Source organism: Arthrobacter sp. efr-133-TYG-118, from assembly GCF_030209755.1.
Taxonomy (GTDB): Bacteria; Actinomycetota; Actinomycetes; order Actinomycetales; family Micrococcaceae; genus Arthrobacter.
The window spans coordinates 20127-41342 of sequence record NZ_JARVRH010000019.1; the positions used below are offsets into that span (position 1 = coordinate 20127).

Sequence of the window (21216 nt, forward strand, 5' to 3'; positions counted from 1 at the left end):
GTTTGCTACTGGGTGCCCAGGTACCACCCGGTCTGCCAGCGGTAGAGGAACGCGGCCATGGCGTCACGGTTGACTGCGTTCAACGGCCGGAAGGTTCCATCCGTATAACCCGTGCTGACCCTGGCCGCAGCCAGCCAGGTGATCTCGTTGTAGAACCGCGAGTTCGGGGTGATGTCGTTGAACGGTGACGCTCCCGGGGCGGTCCAACTGGGTGATCCGCTGAAGCGGTAGAGGAAGGCTGCCATGGCATCCCGGTTGATGTTGTCGCCTGGGCGGAAGCTCCGGTGCCCGGTGGTGGGGTCCACCCAGCCCGTGGTGATGCCGTAGTACGCCAGCCACGTGACTTCCTTGTAGAACGCGGAATTGGGTGCCATGTCCACGAATGGCGAGTTTGCGGGCGGCGTCCAGGAGGGCGAGCCGGCCTGGCGATAGAGGAAGGCGGCCATGGCGTCCCGGTGCACGGCGAGAGTCGCCCCGTAGCTTCCGTCCGGATAGCCCGTGGTGATGCCCTGGCTCGCGAGCCACTGGATCTCGCGGTAAAACCCGCTGTTCGTGGGGACGTCGGAGAAACGCTGGGTACACTGCGGGGTTCCCAGGGCGACCTTGGCGAGGGCGTACCGCGCCGCGTCGATCGCACCATCTGCGACACCCATGACGAAATATTCCGGGTGTGTGGAGCACACCTGCGGGATGGAGCCGGTAGGCACCGTGGCGATCGCCTTGCTTCCGTCGGCGCTGTAGCTCACCTGGGCGTCGATACTGGTTCCGGGAGTGCCCGTCTTCCAGAAGTAGCCGTAGGGGAAGGCGTTGGTCCAGGTCTTGTCCGGGCCGGAGGTGAAATACCCCGGCACGCTGCGGAAGATCAGCTTGTCCGTGTAGGAAGCCAGGGAGGTGGTGGAGTCCTTCTGGATGAAGAAGGTCAGTGGCAGGGCCTGCGAAAGGCCAAGGTCAATCGAAACAGACGGGGACCCGGCCGGCCCCCCGGCCGTCAGCCCGCTCTGGACGAAGATCCCGCCGTTTCCCGGCGCAATGGGGGTCCCCGTGACCACCACTACGAAGCCCGAATAGTCCTGAGGCGGGACAGTGCTGGCGCTGCAGTTCCCCGTGGCGTCATGACAGTACTGCATGGATCCCGGAGTCAGGCCCCCCAAGCCCTGCGGGATCGGGATAGACACGTGGAGGGTTGAGGAGTCTGCCACGGCGTCACCCGCGAAAAGCGGTGTGGCCGTGTTGTCCTCACGGTTGTAAACGCCGTAATGGAGTGTGCTGTTCACGCTCTTGCCGAGCACCGCTGAAGCGTCCGACGGGAGCTTGAGGTCCAGGGACGTCGCCGACGACGAGAGCTGCACTGGTGGGTTGTTGGCGTAGATCTGCGCCCATGCGGGGGTCGGATCGATGGTGATGACTGGATCAACGGCCAGAGCAGGGACAGCTGTCGCTGCGACTGCCGTGACGGCAAAAATGCAAGCGGCTATTATGCCGCCTTTTCGACGGACCACGAATGTACGCGCCTTTCTAAATGGCGAGTACCTCGCCCCCCAATATTTTGCCGGGTGACCGGCAAGTGCAACCATATGCGAGGAAGAACCGGCCCGCAACGGGACGATCCGCATAGGCTGCCAGCCCTATCACGGCCTGTTCCACCGGATCCCGGGGTGTTTCACTGGTAGTACGACGGCGGCCGCGTCGCCTTTCGCGTCAACGGGAGGTACTCGAATGCGCAAGATCATCCTGATGATGTCGGTATCTTTGGATGGATTCTTCGAGACTCTCGACCGGGACATCAGCTGGCACCACGTCGATGACGAACTCATCGGTTTCTTGAACGAGCAGTTCCGAGGGATGGGGGCCTTCATGTTCGGGCGCATCACTTACGGTGTGATGGCCGGTTTCTGGAACACGGCCGAGCAGAATGCCGACCTCTCGACGCCCATGCTCGAGTTCGCCGGGATCTGGCGCGAGATGCCCAAGATTGTGTTTTCGCGGAACCTCACGCAGGCAGGCTCGAACACCACGGTGATTCACGACGTCGTGCCCGAAAAAATAGCGGAACTGAAGGCGCAGCCCGGCGGCGACATCGTCCTGAGCGGCGCCAATGTGGCTTCCGCGCTAATGCGGCACGGCTTGATCGACGAATTCCGAATTCGCGTAAATCCCATAGTCCTCGGGCAGGGCCGGCCGCTGTTCGAGGATCCTGGAGTCCGGATGGACCTCAGGCTCGAGGGGACGCGCACCTTCGGCAACGGGGTGGTTTTGCTTCACTACTCACGAAACGGCGCCTGAACGGCCCACCGTCTGGTGGGCCGTTCAAACCCTACTTGAGCACCACCGTCCTGCTGCCTTGCAGGATCACGCGCCCTTCGCAATGCCAGCGGACAGCGTTGCTGAGCGCCTTGCACTCGGTGTCGCGCCCGGCCGCGACCAGGTCGTCCGGACCGAAGGTGTGATCCACTTCCACCACTTGCTGGGCGATGATCGGCCCCTCGTCCAGCTCGCCGTTGACGTAGTGCGCAGTGGCACCCACGGTCTTGACGCCTCGCGCGTAGGCCTGGTGGTACGGCTTGGCACCTTTGAAGCTGGGGAGGAACGAGTGGTGGATGTTGATTGCCCGGCCGTCCAACTTTCGGGCAAGATCGTCGCTGAGGACCTGCATGTAGCGGGCCAGGACCACCAATTCGACGTCCAGGCGATCGATGAGATCGAGGAGCTGTCCTTCAGCCGCCGCCTTGGTGTCCGGCGTGACGGGCACGTGGAAGAACGGAATGCCGTGCCATTCGACGGTTCGCCGGTGGTCCGGGTGGTTGGAGACTACCCCGACAATGTCGATGGGCAGTTCCCCTATGCGGGCCCGGAAGAGGAGGTCGTTGAGGCAGTGCTCGAACTTCGAGACCATGATCAACACCCGGCGCTTGGCACCGTGGCGTTGAAGCTGCCAGCGCATGCCGAACTTTTCGGCAACAGGCGCGAAGGATTCCCGCAGCGAATCGATGGTCGACTGATCCCCATCCGATGCGAAGTGGATCCGCATGAAGAAATGGTGATCCAGTTGGGAGTCGAATTGCTTATTGTCGATGATGTCGCAACCGTGTTCCAGGAGGAATCCGGAGACGGCGTGCACGATCCCCCGCGTTTCCGGGCAATCGAGAGTCAGGACATGCTCAACGGTGGTAGCCGGCAGCCCCGCTTCACGTCGCTGGGCGGGTTCATTCTGTGTGACTGTCATGGCTAGCACTCCACTACGTTGACGGCGAGGCCTCCGCGGGAGGTCTCCTTGTACTTGCTTTTCATGTCCGCTCCTGTCTCTCGCATGGTTTTGATGGCTTTATCCAGGGATACTTTGTGGCTGCCGTCGCCGTGCAGGGCAAGGCGGGCGGCGTTGATGGCCTTGACGCTGGCGATTGCGTTGCGTTCGATGCAGGGGATCTGCACCAGCCCGCCTACGGGATCGCACGTGAGTCCGAGGTTGTGTTCGATGCCCACCTCCGCGGCGTTCTCCACTTGCTCGGGAGTGCCTCCGAGGACCTCGCACAGGCCCGCGGCTGCCATGGAACAGGCGGAGCCCACTTCACCTTGGCAGCCGACTTCGGCGCCGGAAATGGACGCGTTGATCTTGAACAGGATCCCGACGGCGGCCGCCGCGAGCAAGAAGCGGACCACGCCGTCGTCGTCGGCTCCCTGCACGAACTTCGTGTAGTAGTGCAGCACCGCCGGCACAATGCCGGCCGCACCGTTGGTGGGTGCAGTGACGATGCGGCCGCCGGCCGCGTTTTCCTCGTTCACGGCCAGCGCGAACAGGTTCACCCATTCCATGGCGAGCAGCGGGTCTGCCGAGCTTGAGCCCTGCAATTCGGCGTCGGTGTCCCTGAGCGTCTTGAACAACGACGGCGCCCGTCGCCTCACGTTCAAGCCTCCCGGCAGGACTCCTTCCGCCGAGCAGCCATTGTCCACGCATTCGCGCATGACTGCCCAGATCTGTAGCAGCCGCTCGCGAAGCTCTGCCTCGCTGCGCCACACGAGCTCGTTGGCCAGCATGACATCGGAAATGGACATGTCCTCCCGTGAGCAGATCGCCAGGAGCTCGTCCGCGGTGCTGAAGGGATAAGGCAGCACGGTGTCGTCAGCAACGACTTTGTCGCTTCCGGACGCATCACCGTCCACCACGAAACCGCCGCCGATCGAGTAGTAGCTGCGTTCGCACAGCACTTCCCCGGTGTGGTCGAGGGCCCGGAAAGTCATGCCGTTGGGGTGGGCGGGCAGGGATTTGCGTCGGTGCAGGACCACGTCTTCGTCCCAGTTGAAGTCCACGCGGTGGTGTCCGGCTATCCGCAATTCAGCGTCGAGGGCGGCCGCGGCAACCTGGTCGTCGGCGGTGGAAGTGTCCACCGTTTCCGGCGATTGGCCCTGCAGTCCCAGCACCACGGCTTTGTCCGAGCCGTGGCCGCGGCCGGTGGCGCCCAGCGAGCCGAAAAGCTCTGCCTGGACGCGCACCGTTGCCGCGAGTTGCCCGGAGGATTCCAGGCCGTCGGTGAACTGCTTTGCCGCCCGCATCGGGCCGACCGTGTGCGACGACGACGGCCCGATGCCAATGGAAAACAGATCAAGCACGCTCAGTGCCATCAGGGGACCTCAGGAGAGGCGTATTCCCTCATGCCGTCAAGGAGCCAGCGGCCCAGGAAGTCGGCGAACGAAGCCCGTGGGAAGATCCGGAAGCTGTCCTCGCCGGTCTTGAACAGCATCGCCGGGATGTTGCCGATTTCCGTGGCGAGGGCCGTCCCGGTGCGGAAGGCACGGGGGTGCAAGTCCAGGGAGCAGCCCTTTTCAAGGACGTCCCGGGCACGGACGCCGGACAGTTCGAAGGTGGTGCGGTTGGCGGACAAGTCCACCACTTGGCCCGGGTCGTCGCCCAGGGCCTCCACCAGGGCGCGTACGAGGTCTCCGCCCAGGGAATCGTGGGCCGATTCCGGTGCGACCACCAGGAATTCTTCCGGCCCAAGCCACAGGGTGGTAGCCCTCTCATCCCCACTGATCTCACCACAGGCGGCCGGCAGGCCGCCGGTCACGGACGCGAGGCGGGCTCCGGCGTCGGAATCCCTGTCGACCCGGATCCCCACCATGGTCTGGAACGGGATTTCCTTCAACGCCACGGTTCCGGCTACGGAACCGGACTCGAAGGTCGGTGCAAGGTGCGACGCCGGGCTGCGGCGTGCCGCACGGAGCGTCTCGGGGTTTGCGGGTGTTGCTGTTTCAGCCATCTTTACGGGTCCCTTCAGCGTCGAAAAGTACGGTTTCTCCCACAACGACGTCCAGCAACTGGTCGCCGACGGAGGCCACCAGAATCTCGCCGATCCGGTTGCGGCCGTTGGTGATCAGTGCCAGGCCGAAAGAGCGGCCCAAAGCGGCACTGTGGTAGCTCGAGGTCACGAAGCCCTGCATCGGCACAGGACCGTATGCCGGGTTGACCGGAATCCCCTTTTCCACGAGCTGGGTGCCTTCCGGAAGACGGAACGAACCGTCAGCCGGGAGGACGCTGACCAAGTGCTTGCGGTCCGTGCGGACCGCGTCCTCGCGGCTGTAAGAACGCTTGCCGATGAAGTCCTTTGCCTTGGAAACGATCCATTCCATCCCAGCGTCCTGCGGGGTGACGGTGCCGTCCGTGTCCTGCCCGACGATCGGGTAGCCCTTCTCGGCACGCAGCACGTGCATGGTCTCGGTGCCGTACGGAGTGATGTTGAACTCGGCCCCTGCAGCGGCAACGGCTTCCCAGGTGTTGAGCCCGTACCAGGACGGAACATTGATTTCGTAGGCAAGCTCACCCGAGAACGAAATCCGGCAAACCCGTGCCTGGACTCCGGAGGCCAGCGTGGTCTCGCGGAATGTCATGAACGGGAACGCTTCGGCGTCCAGCCCGCCGTCGGCCGCCAGTTGGGGCGCAACTTTGGCGATCACCGCACGGGATTTGGGCCCGACGACGGCAATCGTCGTCCACTGTTCAGTCACCGACGTGCAGACAACGTCGAGTTCCGGCCACTCGGTCTGGTGCCATTCCTCGAGCCAGTCGAGGACCTTGGCGGCGCCGCCGGTGGTAGTGGTCATGAAGTAGCGGCCCTCGTCGAGGCGCAGGGTCACGCCGTCGTCGAAGATCATGCCGTCAGGAGTGCACATGACGCCGTAGCGGGCGGAACCGGGGGCAAGCTTCTTGAACGCGTTGGTGTAGATGCGGTTCAGGAACTCACCGGCATCCTTGCCACGGATCTCGATCTTGCCCAGGGTGGTGGCGTCCATGAAGCCCACGGAATCGCGGACTGCCGCGCATTCACGGAGCACAGCGGAGTCCATGTCCTCGCCCGCTTGCGGGTAGTACCACGGGCGCTTCCACTGGCCGACGTCCTCGAAGAGCGCTCCCTGGGCAACGTGCCAAGGGTGGATGGAGGTCACGCGGGCGGGATCGAACAGCTCGCCGCGCTGGCGTCCGGCCAGCGCCGCGAAGGCCACCGGAGTGAACGGTGCCCGGTACGTCGTGGTTCCGATGTCGCCGATCCCACGGGATGCTTCGCCGGCCTGCTTGAGTGCCGCGGCGATAACGCCGATGGCGTTGACGCCGGACGTCTTGCCTTGGTCGTTGGCGGTGCTGATGGAGGTGTACCGCTTGATGTGTTCCACCGAGCGCATGCCTGCCCCGGTGGAACGGAGCACGTCGGCCACGGACTGGTCGCGCTGGAAGTCAACGAAGTGGTGGTGCCACTCCCCCGCGTTTCCGCTCTGGCCCGGCACCAGCCACAGCTGGCGGGTAGGGGCGGAGGCCACGGGCGCCTTCGGCTCGGCGGGCACTGTCTCGGTGCTGAAGCCTGCGGCGATTGCGGCCGCGGCACCCGCGGATACGCCTTCGCCGAGGCAGTCAGCGAGCCCGTAGCTGCCGCGGCCTGCGCCGACAACCTGCTGGTCCTTGACCACGGAGCTCGGCACGAAGCCGGCCAGCTCGTCGTCCCAACGCAACTTGCCCTGGCGCTGGCTGTGGAGGTGGACCACGGGACTCCAGCCACCGGAAACCGCCAGCAGATCGCAAGCGATCCGTTCGACGCCCGAGGTGACTTCGCCGTCGTCGTTGAGGCTGCGGATGGTGACGCCGTCGATCCGGCCGTTCTCCCCAGTGCCGGAGGTATCGGCGACGGCACTGCCGACGAGGACGCGGATGCCGCTTTCGACGGCGGTTGCCGCTTTGTCGCTGAGCTTGGGGCGGGCGTCGACGACCGCGGCGACCTTGACACCAGCGGCCAGTAGATCCGCGGCCAACAGGTAGGCCGAATCGTTCGTGGTGCCGATGACGACCCGCCGTCCAGCGGCGACTGCGTAGCGGTTGAGGTAGCTACGGACAGCCGAGGCCAGCATGATGCCGGGCCGGTCGTTGTTCTCGAAGACGAGCGGACGCTCATGGGCGCCGGGCGCCAGGACCACCTGCTTGGCACGGATGTGCCAAATACGCTGGCGGGAGACGCCGTCCGCGGCCGGGCTGCCGAGGTGGTCCGTACGGTTCTGCGCCGCGATCACATAGTTCGCGTCGTAGGAGCCGAACGCCGAAGTGCGGTTGAGGACGGTACATTCGGCGGCGGAAACGAGCTCGGCCTCCACGTCGGCGATCCACTCCAGTGCCGGCTTGCCTTCGATCACTTCGGCGAGTTCCGGGGCAGTGGAGCCGGAAAGCAGCGAGCCGCCGAGTTCGGGCTGGTCATCGATCAGGATGACGCGGGCGCCGGTCCGGACAGCCTCACGGGCTGCCGCGAGGCCGGAAACGCCGCCGCCAACCACCAGGACGTCGGTGTGGACGTATTTCTTGTCGTACTCGGCGCGGTCCTCGTTGGGGTCCAGCTTGCCGAGACCGTTCAGGAACTCGACGCTGAGCCCGTCCACAAGGGACACGGTGGTCGCGGGAAGCATCGACTCTGCGACATGGCCGGGGAAGCGGGCAGCCACCTTGACGAGGGCATTGGACTCTTCCACGCCGGCGGACATGATGCCGCGGGGCCGATCCTCATAGAGCGAGTTGCCGACGTTGATGCGGCCGTTGGCCAGCAGTGCGGAAGCAACAGTGTCGCCAGGGTGACCGGTGAATTCCTGGCCGTCCACGGTGAACCGCCAGGAGATGTTGCGGTCGATGCGGCCGCCGGTGGCGAGGCGGGCGTTCTGCGGGGTCACTTCGTTGCTCCTTCCGGAGTGGTGGCTGCTGAGGTGTTCACATCAGGGCGCGGTTCGCCCATCTTGTAGATGGCCTGGATGTCATAGCTGACGGTGTCACGGAGCATGTTGAACCATTGGCGGCAACCCGTGCTGTGCACCCAGCGTTCGGCGAAGGCGCCTTTCGTGTTGTCGCGGTAGAACAAATACTCGGCCCACTGACGGTCGGTCAGCGCGTCCGGGTTTTCCGGATAGGCCACGTGGGCCTGGCCGCCGTAGTGGAATTCGGTTTCGTCTCGTGGCCCGCAATTGGGGCAGCTGATGAGCAGCATGGTTGGTCTCCTAAAAGGCTGCGGCTAGTGGGCGACGGCGGCGGCGCCGTGTTCGTCGATCAGGGCACCGGTCTCGAAGCGTTCCAGCGAAAACGGCTTGTTGAGCTCGTGCGGCGTACCCGTGGCGATGGTGTGGGCGAAGGTCAGGCCGGCAGCCGGAGTGCCTTTGAAGCCACCCGTGCCCCAGCCACAGTTGACGAACATGTTCTCAACCGGCGAGAGTCCGACGATCGGCGAGGCATCCATGGTGGTGTCCACGATTCCGCCCCAGGTCCGGAGCACATGGGCCCGGGCGAAGATCGGGAAGAGTTCGACGGCGGCAGCCATCTGGTGCTCGATCACGTGGAAGGAGCCGCGCTGGCCGTAGCCGTTGTAGGAGTCGACCCCGGCGCCCATGACCAGTTCGCCCTTGTGTGCTTGGGAAACGTAGACATGCACGTGGTTGGACATGACCACCGTTGGGTGGACGGGTTCATGCAGCTCCGACACCAACGCCTGGAGGGGGTGGGACTGGATCGGGAGGCGGAAGCCGGCCATTTCGGCGAGGACGGAGCTGTGGCCGGCGGCGGCGAGGCCAACCTTTTCAGTGTGGATGGTTCCTTGGTTGGTCTTGACGCCCACCACGCGGTTGCCGTCCTTGAGGAAGCCGGTCACTTCGCAGTTCTGGATGATGTCCACGCCGAGTTCATCGCACTTGCGGGCAAAGGCCCAGGCGACGTGGTCGTGCTTCGCGATGCCTGCGCGAGGCTGGTAGGTGGCGCCCATGACCGGGTAGCGGATGTTGTCGCTGATGTTCAGGATGGGGCAGAGTTCCTTGACTTGCTGCGGGTCCAGCCATTCGGCGTCGACCCCGTTGAGCTTGTTCGCCCCGACGCGGCGGATGCTTTCGCGGACGTCGCCGAGGGTGTGGGCGAGGTTCATGACGCCGCGCTGGCTAAAGAGGAAATCGTACTCAAGTTCCTCGGGCAGGATCTCCCAGAGCTTCAGGGCGTGCTCGTAGATGGCAGCGCTCTCGTCCCACAGGTAGTTGGAACGGATGATGGTGGTGTTGCGGGCCATGTTGCCGCCGGCAAGCCAGCCCTTTTCCAGGACGGCGATGTTGGTCATGCCATGGTTCTTGGCCAGGAAGTACGCGGTGGCCAGTCCGTGGCCGCCACCGCCCACGATCACGGCGTCATAGGAAGCTTTGGGCTCCGGGTTCCGCCACAGGAAATCCGGGTGTTCGGGGAGGTGGTCTGCGCTCACTTGGCTGCTCCAATCATTTCTGCCTCAAGTTCGGTGACAGCCGCATCGGTGCCGCTGCCGGCCTGGGAAAGATGCGGGTAAAGCGGGAATTGTTCGGCGAGCCCGGTAACCCTCGCGCGGAGTTCGACGGCGGCGTGGTCACCCAGGGCGCCGCTGCTTGCCGCGGCGATCAGCGCCGTTGCGATGATGTCCGCGACCTCCGCGAATTCCTTGGCCCCGAAGCCGCGGGCGGCGAGTGCCGGGGTGCCGATGCGGAGTCCGGAGGAAACCATCGGAGGACGCGGGTCGAACGGGACGGCGTTGCGGTTCACCGTGATGCCGATGCGGTGCAAGGTGTCCTCGGCCTGCTGGCCGTCGAGTTCCGAGTGGCGCAGGTCGACGAGGACCAGGTGGACGTCGGTGCCTCCGTTGACCACCGAGATTCCTGCTGCGGCCACGTCTTCCTTCAGGAGCCGTTCGGCAAGGAGCTTGGCGCCTTCCAGCACCCGCACTTGGCGTTCCTGGAATTCGGGCTCTGCCGCCATTTTGAACGCCACGGCCTTGGCCGCTATGACGTGCTCCAGCGGTCCGCCTTGTTGGCCGGGGAAGACCGCGCTGTTGATCTTGCGTGCGTATTTTTCCTTCGACAGGATCACCCCGCCGCGCGGACCGCCGAGGGTCTTGTGGGTCGTGGTGGTCACGACGTCGGCATACGGCACGGGGTTGGGGTGCAGTCCCGCCGCGACGAGGCCGGCGAAGTGGGCCATGTCCACCATGAGGTAGGCACCCACGAGGTCGGCGATGCGGCGGAATTCGGCGAAATCCAAGTGGCGCGAGTACGCGGACCAGCCGGCAACGATCAGCTTCGGGCGGTGTTCCAGGGCCAGGGCTTCGACTTCCGCCATGTCCACCCGGAGGTCGGATTCGCTGACGTGGTACGGGATGACGTTGTACAGCTTGCCGGAGAAATTGATGCGCATGCCGTGGGTCAGGTGGCCACCGTGTGCGAGGTCGAGGCCCATGATGGTGTCCCCCGGCTCGAGGAGCGCGAACATGGCGGCGGCGTTAGCCTGGGCGCCGGAGTGCGGCTGGACATTTGCCGCTTCGGCGCCGAAGAGAGCCTTGACGCGATCGATGGCCAGCTGCTCGATGACGTCCACATGCTCGCAGCCGCCGTAGTAGCGCTTGCCGGGGTAGCCTTCCGCGTACTTGTTGGTCAGGACCGAGCCCTGTGCCTGCATGACGGCTGCAGGAGCGAAGTTTTCGGAGGCGATCATTTCCAGCGTGGACTGCTGGCGGATGAGTTCCTGGGCGATCGCCTGTTCAACCTCCGGGTCCGCCTGGGCGAGTGGGCGGATCAGCGGTTCAACCATCGTGTTCTCCTTTTGAGATACTTATATTTGCTGACTAATCAGCAACTGATATATTAGAACTGATGCCATAGTATGTTGAAGATCACACAACCGTCAACAGCCCGGTGGCAATTGAACCGCCAGACTTGGAATTGTGGCAAACGGGAGAGGCACATGAGCACTGCACTGGAAGCACTGGACACCGGCACGCAGGGAACGTCCTTGGCGGAAAACGCCTACCTGCTCCTGCGCGACCGGCTCATCATGCTGGACATCAAACCCGGAGACCCTATCAACGACGGGCAGATTGCCGCGGAGCTCGGCATCGGACGCACACCCGTGCGCGAGGCCATCAAGCGGCTGGAAAGCGACCACCTTGTCGTGTCATATCCCCGCCGCGGAACCTTCGCCACCGGCGTCGACATCACCCAATTGGCGGACGTCTCCGAAATCCGGGAGCTGCTTGAGCCCTTGGCGTCACGGCGGGCTGCCCGCATGGCCAGCCCGAAGCTGCGGGAAGAACTGCGCGAGGTCGCCGCAGCCATCAGCGGCCTGGAGGCACACGACGCCGGCCAGCAGGAACTCATGCGCTACGACATCGAGGTACACCGGCTCATCTACAGGGCCGCGGCCAATCCGCACCTCGAAGACGTACTGGTCCGGTACGACAACCTGGCAACCCGCATCTGGTGCCACATGCTGGACAAGATGCCCTCGGTGACCGGCCACGTCGCTGAGCACGCTGAGCTCCTCACCGCAATCGCCGACGGCGATGAGGACCGGGCAGCCGCGCTCGCCCTGCGCCACGTGGCGAGTTTCGAAGAGACGATCCGCAAGGTGCTCTAGGTTCTGCGCATACCCTCGCGCCTAGCCGTTTCTCTTCCAACGCTTGGGCCACTTCACGTTCAACAGCAGCAACCCCAGCAAGAGCGCATCAACCGTCATAACCCCCGCCATGAAGTAAGCCCAACCGATAATCATGGCTCGATCACCACCAGTCGGCGGCCCGAGGTGCGGGGTTGCATCAGAACACTCATACCAATCTCCTGACCCGGATCCCCCAGTCAATCGATAGTCCACCAAGTGTGGCACGACTGCGCCCAAGAAGGAACGGCTTTTAGCCGGGCGTGAGGACGCAGAACTCGTTGCCCTCCGTGTCAGCGAGGCACACCCACGGCACATCGCCTTGGCCGACGTCGGCGTCCGTGGCGCCCAGGGCCCGCAGCCGAGCCACCTCTGCCGCTTGGTCATCGCCGCGATACGGCCGCAGGTCGAGATGGACACGGCCGGACACGGCATTCGCGGCGGGTGTGCGGACGAACTCCAGATAGGGCCCGACACCCTTGGCCGAACGCAGCCTCGCAAAATCGTCGGTCACCTCGTGCAAGGTCCAGTCCATCGCCCCGCTCCAGAACCGGGCCATGGCCCGCGGATCCGCACAGTTGACCACCACCGCGGCGATCGGCCCGGTGTCCCGATAGATCGGCCGAGGCTCGAGCACGCAGAACAGGTTGCCCTCCGGGTCTGCCAAGACCGTCCAAGGCACATCGCCCCGGCCAACGTCGGCCGGCGTCGCGCCGAGCTTCACCAGGCGCGCCACCAGCTCCGCCTGATGGGCCGCAGAGGTGGTGGCGAGATCCAGGTGGGCGCGGTACCTCACCGTCTCGGGGTCCGGGACCGTGACGACATCGACACACACGGCGGCAGGGTCCGGCCAGGTGAAGCCCACGGGTTCAACATTGGTGACTCCGGGTCCCTCGCTGGAAATGTCCCAGCCGAGCGCCTCCGCCCAAAACCGGCCGAGCGCCGAGTCATCCCGGGCCTTGAAATTCACCTGAACAAGTCGCAGTGCCATACCGCCCGATCCTATATCCCCGGCAAGACCGGACAGGCGGCAGCATCCCAGGACACGCAGCCCAAGACACGCAGCCCGGAGAGGCCGCGCATTTGACCGTGTTTGAGACGATGAACCACATGGACGCCGACGTTGATGCAAGCCTTTCCAACGACCACGACACCGATCCCGCCGGCGCGCACCACGCCGGTGTGCAGTCCGTGGACCGGGCCATCACCGTGCTCGAAATCATCGCCCGCAACGGAGACGCCGGCGTGAGTGAGATCGCGGAAGAAATGGGCGTCCACAAGTCAACAGCGTCGCGACTGTTGAGCGCCCTGGACGCCCGTGGCATGGTGCAGCAGAACAACGAGCGCGGAAAATACCAGCTCGGTTTCAACATCCTGCGCTTGGCCAGTGCCATACCGGCCCGTCTCAGCTTGGTAAGGGAGGCCCGGGAAGATCTCGAGGCCCTGGCGGAGACGTTCGCTGAGACTGCCAACCTGGCCGTGCTGCGGTCAAATTTCGCGGTCAATGTGGACCAGGCCATTGGCCCCAGCACGCTTGGCACGCAGGACTGGATCGGTGGGCTCACCCCGCTCCACGCCACGTCCAGCGGCAAGGTCATGCTTGCCGCCCTGCCGCTTGAGACGCGTGACCGCGTTCTCCGGGAAACCGGCCAGGCGCAATACACGCCACACACCGTCACCGACCGTCACGAGCTGGAGCAGCAAATGCCGGTCATTGCGGAGGCCGGGTACGCCGCCACGTATGAAGAACTCGAACGCGGACTCAACGCCGTCGCTGTTCCGATCCGCAACCACAGCGGCACGGTGATCGGAGCAATAAGCCTTTCAGGCCCGGCCTTCCGTTTCGAGCCGGAAAAAATACCCGGCCTGCTTGATGCGCTCAAGCAGGCCGGGTATTCAATCAGCGTCAAAATGGGTTACACCCCATCCAGCGGCGCCTAGCGTCCGTCGAAGCTAGCGATCCCGCGCAGCCTGAGCGAGGTTTTCCTCCTCGGCTTTGATGGTGGTGTCCCCGCCGTGGCCGGTCCGGACCACGGTGTCCGCCGGAAGCGTCAGGAGGCGTTCCCGGATCGAGGCCAGGATGGTCGGATAGTCGCTGTAGGACCTGCCGGTCGCACCCGGGCCGCCGTTGAAGAGGGTGTCGCCCGTGAACACCGTTCCTTCGCTTTCCAGGTAGAAGCACGTGGAACCCGGTGAGTGGCCCGGCGTATGGATGGCCCGCAGGGCCGTGCCCGCCACGTCGAAGATGTCGCCGTCTGCAATGTGATGGTCCGGCCGGGCATCCGGATACACATGCTCCCACAGAACCATGTCTCCGGAGTGCAGGTAGATGGGCGCGTTCACGGCCTTCGCCACGTCGAGCGCCGCTCCGATGTGGTCATTGTGCGCATGGGTGAGCAAGATGGCGCGCACCTTCCGCCCGCGGACCTGGTCGATGATTGCCTTGGCATCGTGCGGGGAGTCGATGATCACGCATTCGTCGTCGTTGCCGACGATCCAGACGTTGTTGTCCACGTCCCACGTGCCGCCGTCGAGCGAAAACGTGCCCGAGGTGACGAGGTTTTCGATGGTGACGCTCATGCGATTTCCACCACCGAACGGAGCACTTTGCCCTCGTGCATCTTGGCGAAAGCCTCTTCCACCTGGTCGATGGTGATCCGTTCGGACACGAACGCGTCCAGGTCCAGGTTGCCTTGCTTGTAATGCGCCACGAGCATCGGGAAGTCGCGGGAAGGCAGGCAGTCTCCGTACCAGGAGGACTTGAGCGAACCGCCGCGGCCGAAGACGTCGAGCAGGGGCAACTCGAGCAACATGCCCGGCGTCGGGACGCCCACCAGCACGACGCGGCCGGCGAGGTCGCGCGCGTAGAAGGCCTGCTTGTAGGTCTCCGGGCGTCCGACGGCGTCGATCACCACATCGGCGCCGTTGCCGCCGGTCAGTGCCCGGATGGCCTCGACGGGGTCCTCCTGGCTGGAGTTGACACCGTGAGTGGCTCCCAGCGACATGGCCATCCCGATTTTGTTGGCGTCGATGTCCACGGCGATGATCGTCGTGGCGCCGGCGAGCTTTGCCCCGGCAATGGCGGCGATGCCGACGCCGCCGCAGCCGATGACGGCCACGGACTCGCCCCGCTTGACCTCACCGGTGTTGATCGCGGCGCCGATGCCTGCCATCACACCGCAGCCGAGCAGCCCGACGGCGGCGGGATCGACGTCGTCGTCTACTTTGGTGCACTGCCCGGCGGCCACGAGGGTCTTCTCGGCGAAGGCGCCGATCCCGAGGGCCGGAGAAAGTTCCGTGCCGTCCTCCAAGGTCATCTTCTGGGTGGCATTGTGCGTGTTGAAGCAGTACTGCGGCTGGCCCTTGGCGCACGCCCGGCATTCCCCGCACACTGCCCGCCAGTTCAGGATCACCCGGTCCCCTGGCGCCACGTCAGTGACGTCCGGGCCGACCGCACTGACCACGCCTGTGGCCTCGTGGCCTAGCAGGATGGGGAAATCATCGGTGATGCCGCCCTGCTTGTAGTGCAGGTCGGTGTGGCAGACGCCGCAGGTGAGGATGTCCACCAGCGCCTCGCCCGGACCGGGGTCCGGCACCAGGATGGTCTCCACCGAGACCGGGGCGTTCTTTTCCTTGGCGATGACTGCCCTTACTTTGTGAACCATTAGCTTGCGTTCCTTTTCCTAAGTTCCCGGTTACTCGTTACAACGACGGACATTCCTCAGGCTAGCTTTCCGCGGGGACGTCCGCGATCTTGCTGGTGACCCAGCTGTGGAACGCCTCAATGTGGTGCTCACTGGGAACGAGCACGCCGCCCTTGGCGTAGATCTTGGAGCCCATGGCCGGCTGGCACCGTTCGCAGGCGTCGAAGTCCTGCTCGTTGACCCGGTGGAAAAGCTCCACCGAAGCGCTCACGTCCTTGCCGGATTCCACAACGCTGGGCAGGTACAGCCAATCGCATTCGACGATGGTGCGGTCCGCGGCCAGCGGGAACATGCGGTGGATGATGACGTGGTCCGGAACCAGGTTCACGAAGACGTTCGGCTTGATGGTCACTGCGTAATACCGGCGGTCATGGTCATCCCCGACTCCGGGAATTCGATCCAGGCCCTCGGAACCGTCGATCGTGAAGCCCTTGATGTCCTCACCGAACTCGGCGCCGTGGCCCACGAAGTACTGGGCTGCCAGGCCATCGGCGAACTCGGGCAGGACTTCGGTGAGTTCGGGGTGGATGGTGGCGCAGTGGTAGCACTCCATGAAGTTCTCGATGATGAGCTTCCAGTTGGCCTTCACGTCGTACTTGATGCGCCGGCCGAGGCTAAGGTTCGCGATGTCGTAGTCATCAACAGCCCGCAGGTCCCCAAGGCGCTCCTCGATCGCCCCCATGACGTCTTCCTCGAACGACGGCGGCTCATCCGCGAGGCATACCCAGACGTAGCCCATGTACTCGCGGGCGTGGACCTTGACGAGACCGTATTCATTGCGGTCGATATCCGGCATCTTGGTGAGGTTGGGGGCGGCGATGAGCTTTCCCTCGAGATCGTAGGTCCAGGCGTGGTACGGGCACTGGAACGAGCGGTTGGCCTCACCGGACTCCTCCATGCACAGCTTCACGCCGCGGTGCCGGCAGATGTTGTAGAACGCGCGGATTTCCCCTTTGCGGGTGCGGTTGATGAGCACGCTCTCGCGGCCGATCTGTACCGTTTTGAACGAGCCGGCCTTTTCCAGGTCCGCGGTCCGCACTGCGCAGAACCACATTTGTTCGAAGATGCATTCTTGCTCGGCACGGAAGATGTCTTCACTGACATAAGTGTGGCCGGGGAGAGTGGGGATCAGGCTGGGGGAAACAACTTCAGTGGTCATGCTGACTCCTATTCAGTAATGAACCTAGTTGAGGCTTGGAATGTCTATGGGGTTGCCAGGACAGGCTGGGAGTTGCGGGTGTTGAGTTGCCGGCGCCAGCGGGTGAACAGGCGCGGCTGGTTCACGCCAAGGACGCCCACCGGCTCCTCGCCTTGGTAATACACGGCCAGGAAGCTGTGTGTCTCAAGCTGCCCTGCCTCGATTTCGACGCGCTCGGCGTCCCGCGCATGACCCGAGAACTGCAGCGTTACTCCGTACTGGTCCGACCAGAAGTACGGCAGGTTGAGCGGTTGGGGTGCGGCTGAGTGATCCAAGAGCCCTGTCACGGCAAGGGCGGCACGTTCCTGGGCACCGCTCCAATGCTCCACGCGACGGTGCTGCCCGCTGCGTTCGTCGAACCATGCCGCACAGTCCCCAACGGCAACCACGCCGGGGACGTTGGTCCGTCCCATCGAATCGCACGTGACGCCGTCGTCGATCGCCAGGCCCGAACCGGCCAGCCACCCGACGTTGGGGACCGCGCCGATTCCGAGAAGTACGACGTCGGCGGAACGGTACTGTCCGTCGCTGAGCCGGACACCGGTCACATTTCCTTCGTAGCTGTAATACGAGTCGATTCCTGTGTCACAAATCAGCTCCACCCCATTGATCCCGTGGAGCGTGGCCATGACGGCTGCCATCTCCGGACCGAGCGGAGCGCTCAGCGGGATCGGGCTATTGCAGACGATGGTCACATCCATTCCCAGGCCCTTGGCCGTTGACGCCACCTCCGCGCCGATGAAGCCTGCGCCGACCACCAGCAGGCGGCCGCCCGGAACGAGTTCCGGAGCCAGATCCTGCGCATCCTCGAGCGTCCGCAGCGTAAAGACATTGGATAGGCCCGCAAGTTCGGGCAATGTGCGGGCCGAAGCTCCGGTGGCAATCACGACGCCGTCGGCCACCACCGTGCGTCCGTCGCCGAGCGTGATGGTCCTGGTAGCGGCGTCAAAGCTCCGCGCAGGCGAACCCAGCAGCCATTCAGCCTGCAAGGGATCTTCCATTCCCGGCTCTTCCGCCTCCAACATCAAGTGCTTGATGCCGATCTTTCCTGCCAGGAACTCCTTGGACAGGGGCGGACGGTCATAGGGCCGCTGCTGCTCATCTCCAATGATGAGCAGCCGGCCACCAAAGCCTTGCGCCCGGGCAGCGCGGGCGGCGGATAGTCCCGCCAAAGATGCGCCCACGATCGCCAGTATCTCCATGGCTTCCTCCTCGTCGAGCAGTTCGAAATCTATTGCGCATTACGCAACCAACTTCATTATGCGAAACAGCGTGGCGGACTTCACATCGCGTGTCAAGGAATCACCGAAGTAATTTCAACCCCTTGACAAGTGCCTGTGAGATCCATCACTCTGTTGCGTATTGCGATCGGCGTTGATCATGAAACAACCGCCCAGCAGGTTTTTGACCCACCCGGTGAAAGAGGTTCTTGAGATGCACAGTGCTTGCCCGCTCAGCTCGTTGGCTCCGGGGGAGGCCATTCGACTCGAGACGTCCCCGCCCATTGCCGTATTTCACACCGAAGAAGGCGAGCTCTTCGCCCTCGACGACACCTGCACGCACCAAGACGCCTCCCTCGCCGACGGCTGGGTGGAGGACTGCTGGGTGGAGTGCCCCCTCCATGCTTCCAAGTTCAATCTCCGCACGGGAGCCGCCGATGCGCCTCCCGCGAAACTGCCTGTCAGGGTCCACGAAGTGCTGGTGGTGGACGGCCAGATCATGGTCAAGGAATCCGAAGAGGCTCCCAACCTGCCGCCAGGGTTGACCATCGACGGCCACGTCTAGCGTCGGCCCCAAACTTCCACACGACATAATCCAGGAGCAACACGCATGTCCACAACACCCCGCGTCGTCATCATCGGAGCCGGCATCGTCGGCGCCAATCTCGCGGATGAGCTGTCCACCCGCGGCTGGACCAACATCACCGTGGTCGAGCAGGGCCCGTTGACGTTGGCGGGCGGCTCAACCTCGCACGCCCCCGGCCTCGTGTTCCAGACCAATGCCTCCAAGGCCATGACCGAATTCGCGTCCTACACCGTGGACAAGCTGCTCTCGCTCAGCGATTCCGGCGTCTCCTGCTTCAACCAGGTGGGCGGCCTCGAAGTGGCCACTACACCTGAGCGCCTGGAGGACCTCAAGCGCAAGCTGGGCTACGCGGCGTCGTGGGGCGTGGAAGGCCGGCTCATCGATCCGGACGAGTGCGCCAAGCACTACCCGCTGCTCGACCAGGAAAAGGTGCTCGGCGGACTCTACGTCCCCTCCGACGGCTTGGCTTCCGCAGCCCGCGCCGTCGGCCTGCTCATCGCCAAGGCGAGCGCCGCAGGGGTCACGTTCCGGGGTTCCACGCCCGTCACCGGCATTGAACAGGCGGGCGGCAAGGTCACCGGTGTCGAAACGCCCGACGGCGTGATCCCGGCCGACATCGTGGTCTCCTGCGCCGGGTTCTGGGGACCCAGGATCGGCGCCATGGTGGGCATGTCCGTGCCGCTCCTTCCCTTGGCCCACCAGTACGTCAAGACCACCTCCGTACCCGGGCTCGTGGGCCGGAACGATGCCTCGCGGCTGCTTGACCCGGGCAACGGCGCCTGGATGCCCATCCTTCGCCACCAGGACAAGGACCTCTACTACCGCGAGCACGGGGACCGGATGGGCATTGGCTCCTACGCCCACAAGCCCATGCCGGTGGACCTCCGGGAATTGCCCGAGGTTGCAGCCGCTGACATGTCCGAGCACCGCATGCCGTCCCGCCTGGCGTTCACCGAGGAGGACTTCCTGCCAAGTTGGGAGGACTCCAAGGAACTCCTTCCGGCACTTGCCGGCGCGGGGATTGCGGATGGCTTCAACGGCATCTTCTCCTTCACTCCCGACGGCGGTCCCTTGGTGGGCGAGTCCAAGGAGGTTGACGGGTTCTTCGTTGCCGAGGCCGTGTGGGTGACGCACTCCGCCGGCGTGGCCAAGGCAGTGGCCGAACTCCTGATCGAGGGCCAGTCCCGCACGCCGCTCCACGAATGCGAAGTCTCCCGCTTCGAAGAGATCCAGACTGCGGAGAGCTACGTCAGCGAAACCTCCCAGCAGAACTTCGTGGAGATCTACGATGTCCTGCACCCGCTGCAACCGCGCGTCTCCCCTCGCGAACTGCGCGTGAGCCCGTTCAATGCGCGGCAGAAGGAGCTCGGGGCGTTTTTCCTCGAATCCCACGGTTGGGAGCGCCCGCACTGGTTCGAGGCCAACCGCGGCCTGCTGGAAGTGCTCCCGGAAGAATGGCGCGCACCTGAACGCGAACCGTGGGCGGCTATGTTCCACTCCCCCATTTCCGCCGCCGAAGCGTGGAAGACGCGCACCGCCGTCGCGCTCTATGACATGACGCCGCTCAAGCGCCTGGAGGTTTCCGGCCCGGGCGCCGAAGCCCTGTTGCAGCGCCTCAGCGCCGGGAAGGTCGACAAGAAGCCGGGTGCGGTGACGTACTGCCTGCTCCTCAACGGCGACGGCGGCATCCGCAGCGACATTACGGTGGCCCGCCTCGACGAAACCACCTTCCAAGTCGGCGCCAACGGCAACATCGACTTCGCCTACCTCACCACCGAAGCCCGCAAACAGACCGCTGAGGACGTCACCCAGTGGGTCCAGGTCCGGGACACCACGGGCTCCACGTGTTGCGTGGGACTTTGGGGACCGCTCGCCCGCGAGGTCATCGCCACGGTGAGCGACGACGATTTCAGCAACGACGGATTGAAGTACTTCCGCACCAAGAAGGTCCGAATCGGCGGGATCCCTGTCACCGCGATGCGGCTCTCCTACGTAGGCGAGTTGGGCTGGGAGCTGTACACGACGGCGGAAAACGGCCAAAGGCTCTGGGACCTGCTGTTCGAGGCCGGCCAGGAGCAAGGAATCATTGCGGCCGGCCGCGGCGCGTTCAACAGCCTCCGCCTCGAGAAGGGCTACCGGCTTTGGGGTACCGACATGACCCCGGAGCACGAGCCCTTCCAAGCGGGCCTTGGCTTCTCCGTCGGCAAGGACAAGGAAGGATACATCGGCGCCGAGGCCCTCAAAGCCCGCCGCGACCTGCCCGTCACCCGCCGCCTGCGTTGCCTGACCGTCGACGACGGCACGTCTGTGGTGTTGGGCAAGGAACCTGTCTATTTCAAGGGAGAGCCTTCCGGCTACGTCACCAGCGCCGCCTACGGCTACACCGTCCGGAAGCCGATCGCCTACGCGTGGCTGCCCGCCGAAACGGGCGAGGGTGACGCCGTCGAAATCGAATACTTCGGCAAGCGGATCCCCGCCACCATCTCCGCCGATCCCCTCGTGGATCCGACCATGGAAAAGCTACGGGGCTGACGCCCCTCCTGGCTACTCGACACCGCAATGGGGAT

Annotated in this window: 17 protein-coding genes and 1 pseudogene; 5 read left to right on the forward strand and 13 right to left on the reverse strand. The window is 64.5% G+C overall.

Going from position 1 to position 21216, the window contains the following annotated elements; translation table 11 throughout:
- Positions 1–5: 5 nt before the first annotated feature.
- On the reverse strand, positions 6–1499 hold the full coding sequence (locus tag QRN59_RS15805) for an S-layer homology domain-containing protein (protein ID WP_284983444.1): 1494 nt from the start codon (positions 1497–1499) through the stop codon (positions 6–8).
- 217 nt (positions 1500–1716) lie between these two features.
- Between QRN59_RS15805 and QRN59_RS15810 the strand changes: the two genes are divergently transcribed.
- A complete protein-coding gene (locus QRN59_RS15810; RefSeq protein ID WP_284983445.1) occupies positions 1717–2283 on the forward strand; it encodes a dihydrofolate reductase family protein in 567 nt (188 codons plus the stop codon).
- A 31-nt stretch (positions 2284–2314) separates the two neighbouring features.
- Here QRN59_RS15810 and purU read toward each other — a convergent pair whose 3' ends face one another.
- The 7 genes and pseudogenes from purU to glyA form a co-directional block, all read right to left on the reverse strand.
- Positions 2315–3223, reverse strand: coding sequence for a formyltetrahydrofolate deformylase (purU, locus tag QRN59_RS15815; protein WP_284983446.1), 909 nt, complete (start codon positions 3221–3223; stop codon positions 2315–2317).
- 2 nt (positions 3224–3225) lie between these two features.
- On the reverse strand, positions 3226–4617 hold the full coding sequence (locus QRN59_RS15820) for an L-serine ammonia-lyase (RefSeq protein ID WP_284983447.1): 1392 nt from the start codon (positions 4615–4617) through the stop codon (positions 3226–3228).
- Positions 4617–5252, reverse strand: a complete 636-nt coding sequence (locus QRN59_RS15825) for a sarcosine oxidase subunit gamma (RefSeq protein ID WP_284983448.1) — start codon at positions 5250–5252, stop codon at positions 4617–4619. The genes QRN59_RS15820 and QRN59_RS15825 overlap by 1 nt, the downstream gene beginning before the upstream one ends.
- Positions 5245–8190, reverse strand: coding sequence for an FAD-dependent oxidoreductase (locus tag QRN59_RS15830; RefSeq protein WP_284983449.1), 2946 nt, complete (start codon positions 8188–8190; stop codon positions 5245–5247). The genes QRN59_RS15825 and QRN59_RS15830 overlap by 8 nt, the downstream gene beginning before the upstream one ends.
- A gap of 23 nt (positions 8191–8213) precedes the next feature.
- Positions 8214–8501: pseudogene (locus QRN59_RS15835) on the reverse strand (sarcosine oxidase subunit delta); the annotation flags it as partial.
- 24 nt (positions 8502–8525) lie between these two features.
- Positions 8526–9746 carry a sarcosine oxidase subunit beta family protein gene (locus tag QRN59_RS15840; protein ID WP_284983451.1) on the reverse strand — a complete coding sequence of 407 codons (1221 nt, stop codon included), beginning with the start codon at positions 9744–9746 and terminating at the stop codon, positions 8526–8528.
- Positions 9743–11098, reverse strand: coding sequence for a serine hydroxymethyltransferase (gene glyA, locus QRN59_RS15845; RefSeq protein WP_284983452.1), 1356 nt, complete (start codon positions 11096–11098; stop codon positions 9743–9745). Before glyA ends, QRN59_RS15840 begins: the two co-directional genes overlap by 4 nt.
- 153 nt (positions 11099–11251) lie before the next feature.
- Here glyA and QRN59_RS15850 point away from each other — a divergent pair, with 153 nt between their 5' ends.
- Complete coding sequence (locus QRN59_RS15850) at positions 11252–11923, forward strand: GntR family transcriptional regulator (protein WP_284983453.1); 672 nt, start codon at positions 11252–11254, stop codon at positions 11921–11923.
- A gap of 271 nt (positions 11924–12194) precedes the next feature.
- On the opposite strand, the gene QRN59_RS15855 is transcribed toward QRN59_RS15850, so the two are convergent.
- Positions 12195–12932 (reverse strand): VOC family protein, encoded by a 738-nt coding sequence (locus QRN59_RS15855; RefSeq protein WP_284983454.1) that lies wholly within the window; start codon positions 12930–12932, stop codon positions 12195–12197.
- 119 nt (positions 12933–13051) lie between these two features.
- On the opposite strand from QRN59_RS15855, the gene QRN59_RS15860 reads away from it, so the two are divergent.
- On the forward strand, positions 13052–13882 hold the full coding sequence (locus QRN59_RS15860; RefSeq protein ID WP_502871066.1) for an IclR family transcriptional regulator: 831 nt from the start codon (positions 13052–13054) through the stop codon (positions 13880–13882).
- A 12-nt stretch (positions 13883–13894) separates the two neighbouring features.
- Here the strand turns inward: QRN59_RS15860 and QRN59_RS15865 are convergent, their stop codons facing one another.
- The 4 genes from QRN59_RS15865 to QRN59_RS15880 form a co-directional block, all read right to left on the reverse strand.
- Positions 13895–14521, reverse strand: a complete 627-nt coding sequence (locus QRN59_RS15865; RefSeq protein WP_284983456.1) for an MBL fold metallo-hydrolase — start codon at positions 14519–14521, stop codon at positions 13895–13897.
- The gene (locus QRN59_RS15870; protein WP_284983457.1) at positions 14518–15606 is read right to left on the reverse strand and encodes an S-(hydroxymethyl)mycothiol dehydrogenase; all 1089 of its coding nucleotides are present in this window, start codon (positions 15604–15606) and stop codon (positions 14518–14520) included. Before QRN59_RS15870 ends, QRN59_RS15865 begins: the two co-directional genes overlap by 4 nt.
- A 61-nt stretch (positions 15607–15667) precedes the next feature.
- Positions 15668–16804 (reverse strand): aromatic ring-hydroxylating oxygenase subunit alpha, encoded by a 1137-nt coding sequence (locus QRN59_RS15875; RefSeq protein WP_284983458.1) that lies wholly within the window; start codon positions 16802–16804, stop codon positions 15668–15670.
- A 44-nt stretch (positions 16805–16848) separates the two neighbouring features.
- A complete protein-coding gene (locus QRN59_RS15880; RefSeq protein ID WP_284983459.1) occupies positions 16849–18045 on the reverse strand; it encodes an NAD(P)/FAD-dependent oxidoreductase in 1197 nt (398 codons plus the stop codon).
- A gap of 232 nt (positions 18046–18277) precedes the next feature.
- On the opposite strand from QRN59_RS15880, the gene QRN59_RS15885 reads away from it, so the two are divergent.
- Together QRN59_RS15885 and QRN59_RS15890 are read left to right on the forward strand one after the other, a co-directional pair.
- Positions 18278–18628 (forward strand): bifunctional 3-phenylpropionate/cinnamic acid dioxygenase ferredoxin subunit, encoded by a 351-nt coding sequence (locus tag QRN59_RS15885; RefSeq protein WP_284983496.1) that lies wholly within the window; start codon positions 18278–18280, stop codon positions 18626–18628.
- Between the two features lie 45 nt (positions 18629–18673).
- Positions 18674–21181, forward strand: a complete 2508-nt coding sequence (locus QRN59_RS15890; RefSeq protein WP_284983460.1) for a GcvT family protein — start codon at positions 18674–18676, stop codon at positions 21179–21181.
- Positions 21182–21216 lie beyond the last annotated feature (35 nt).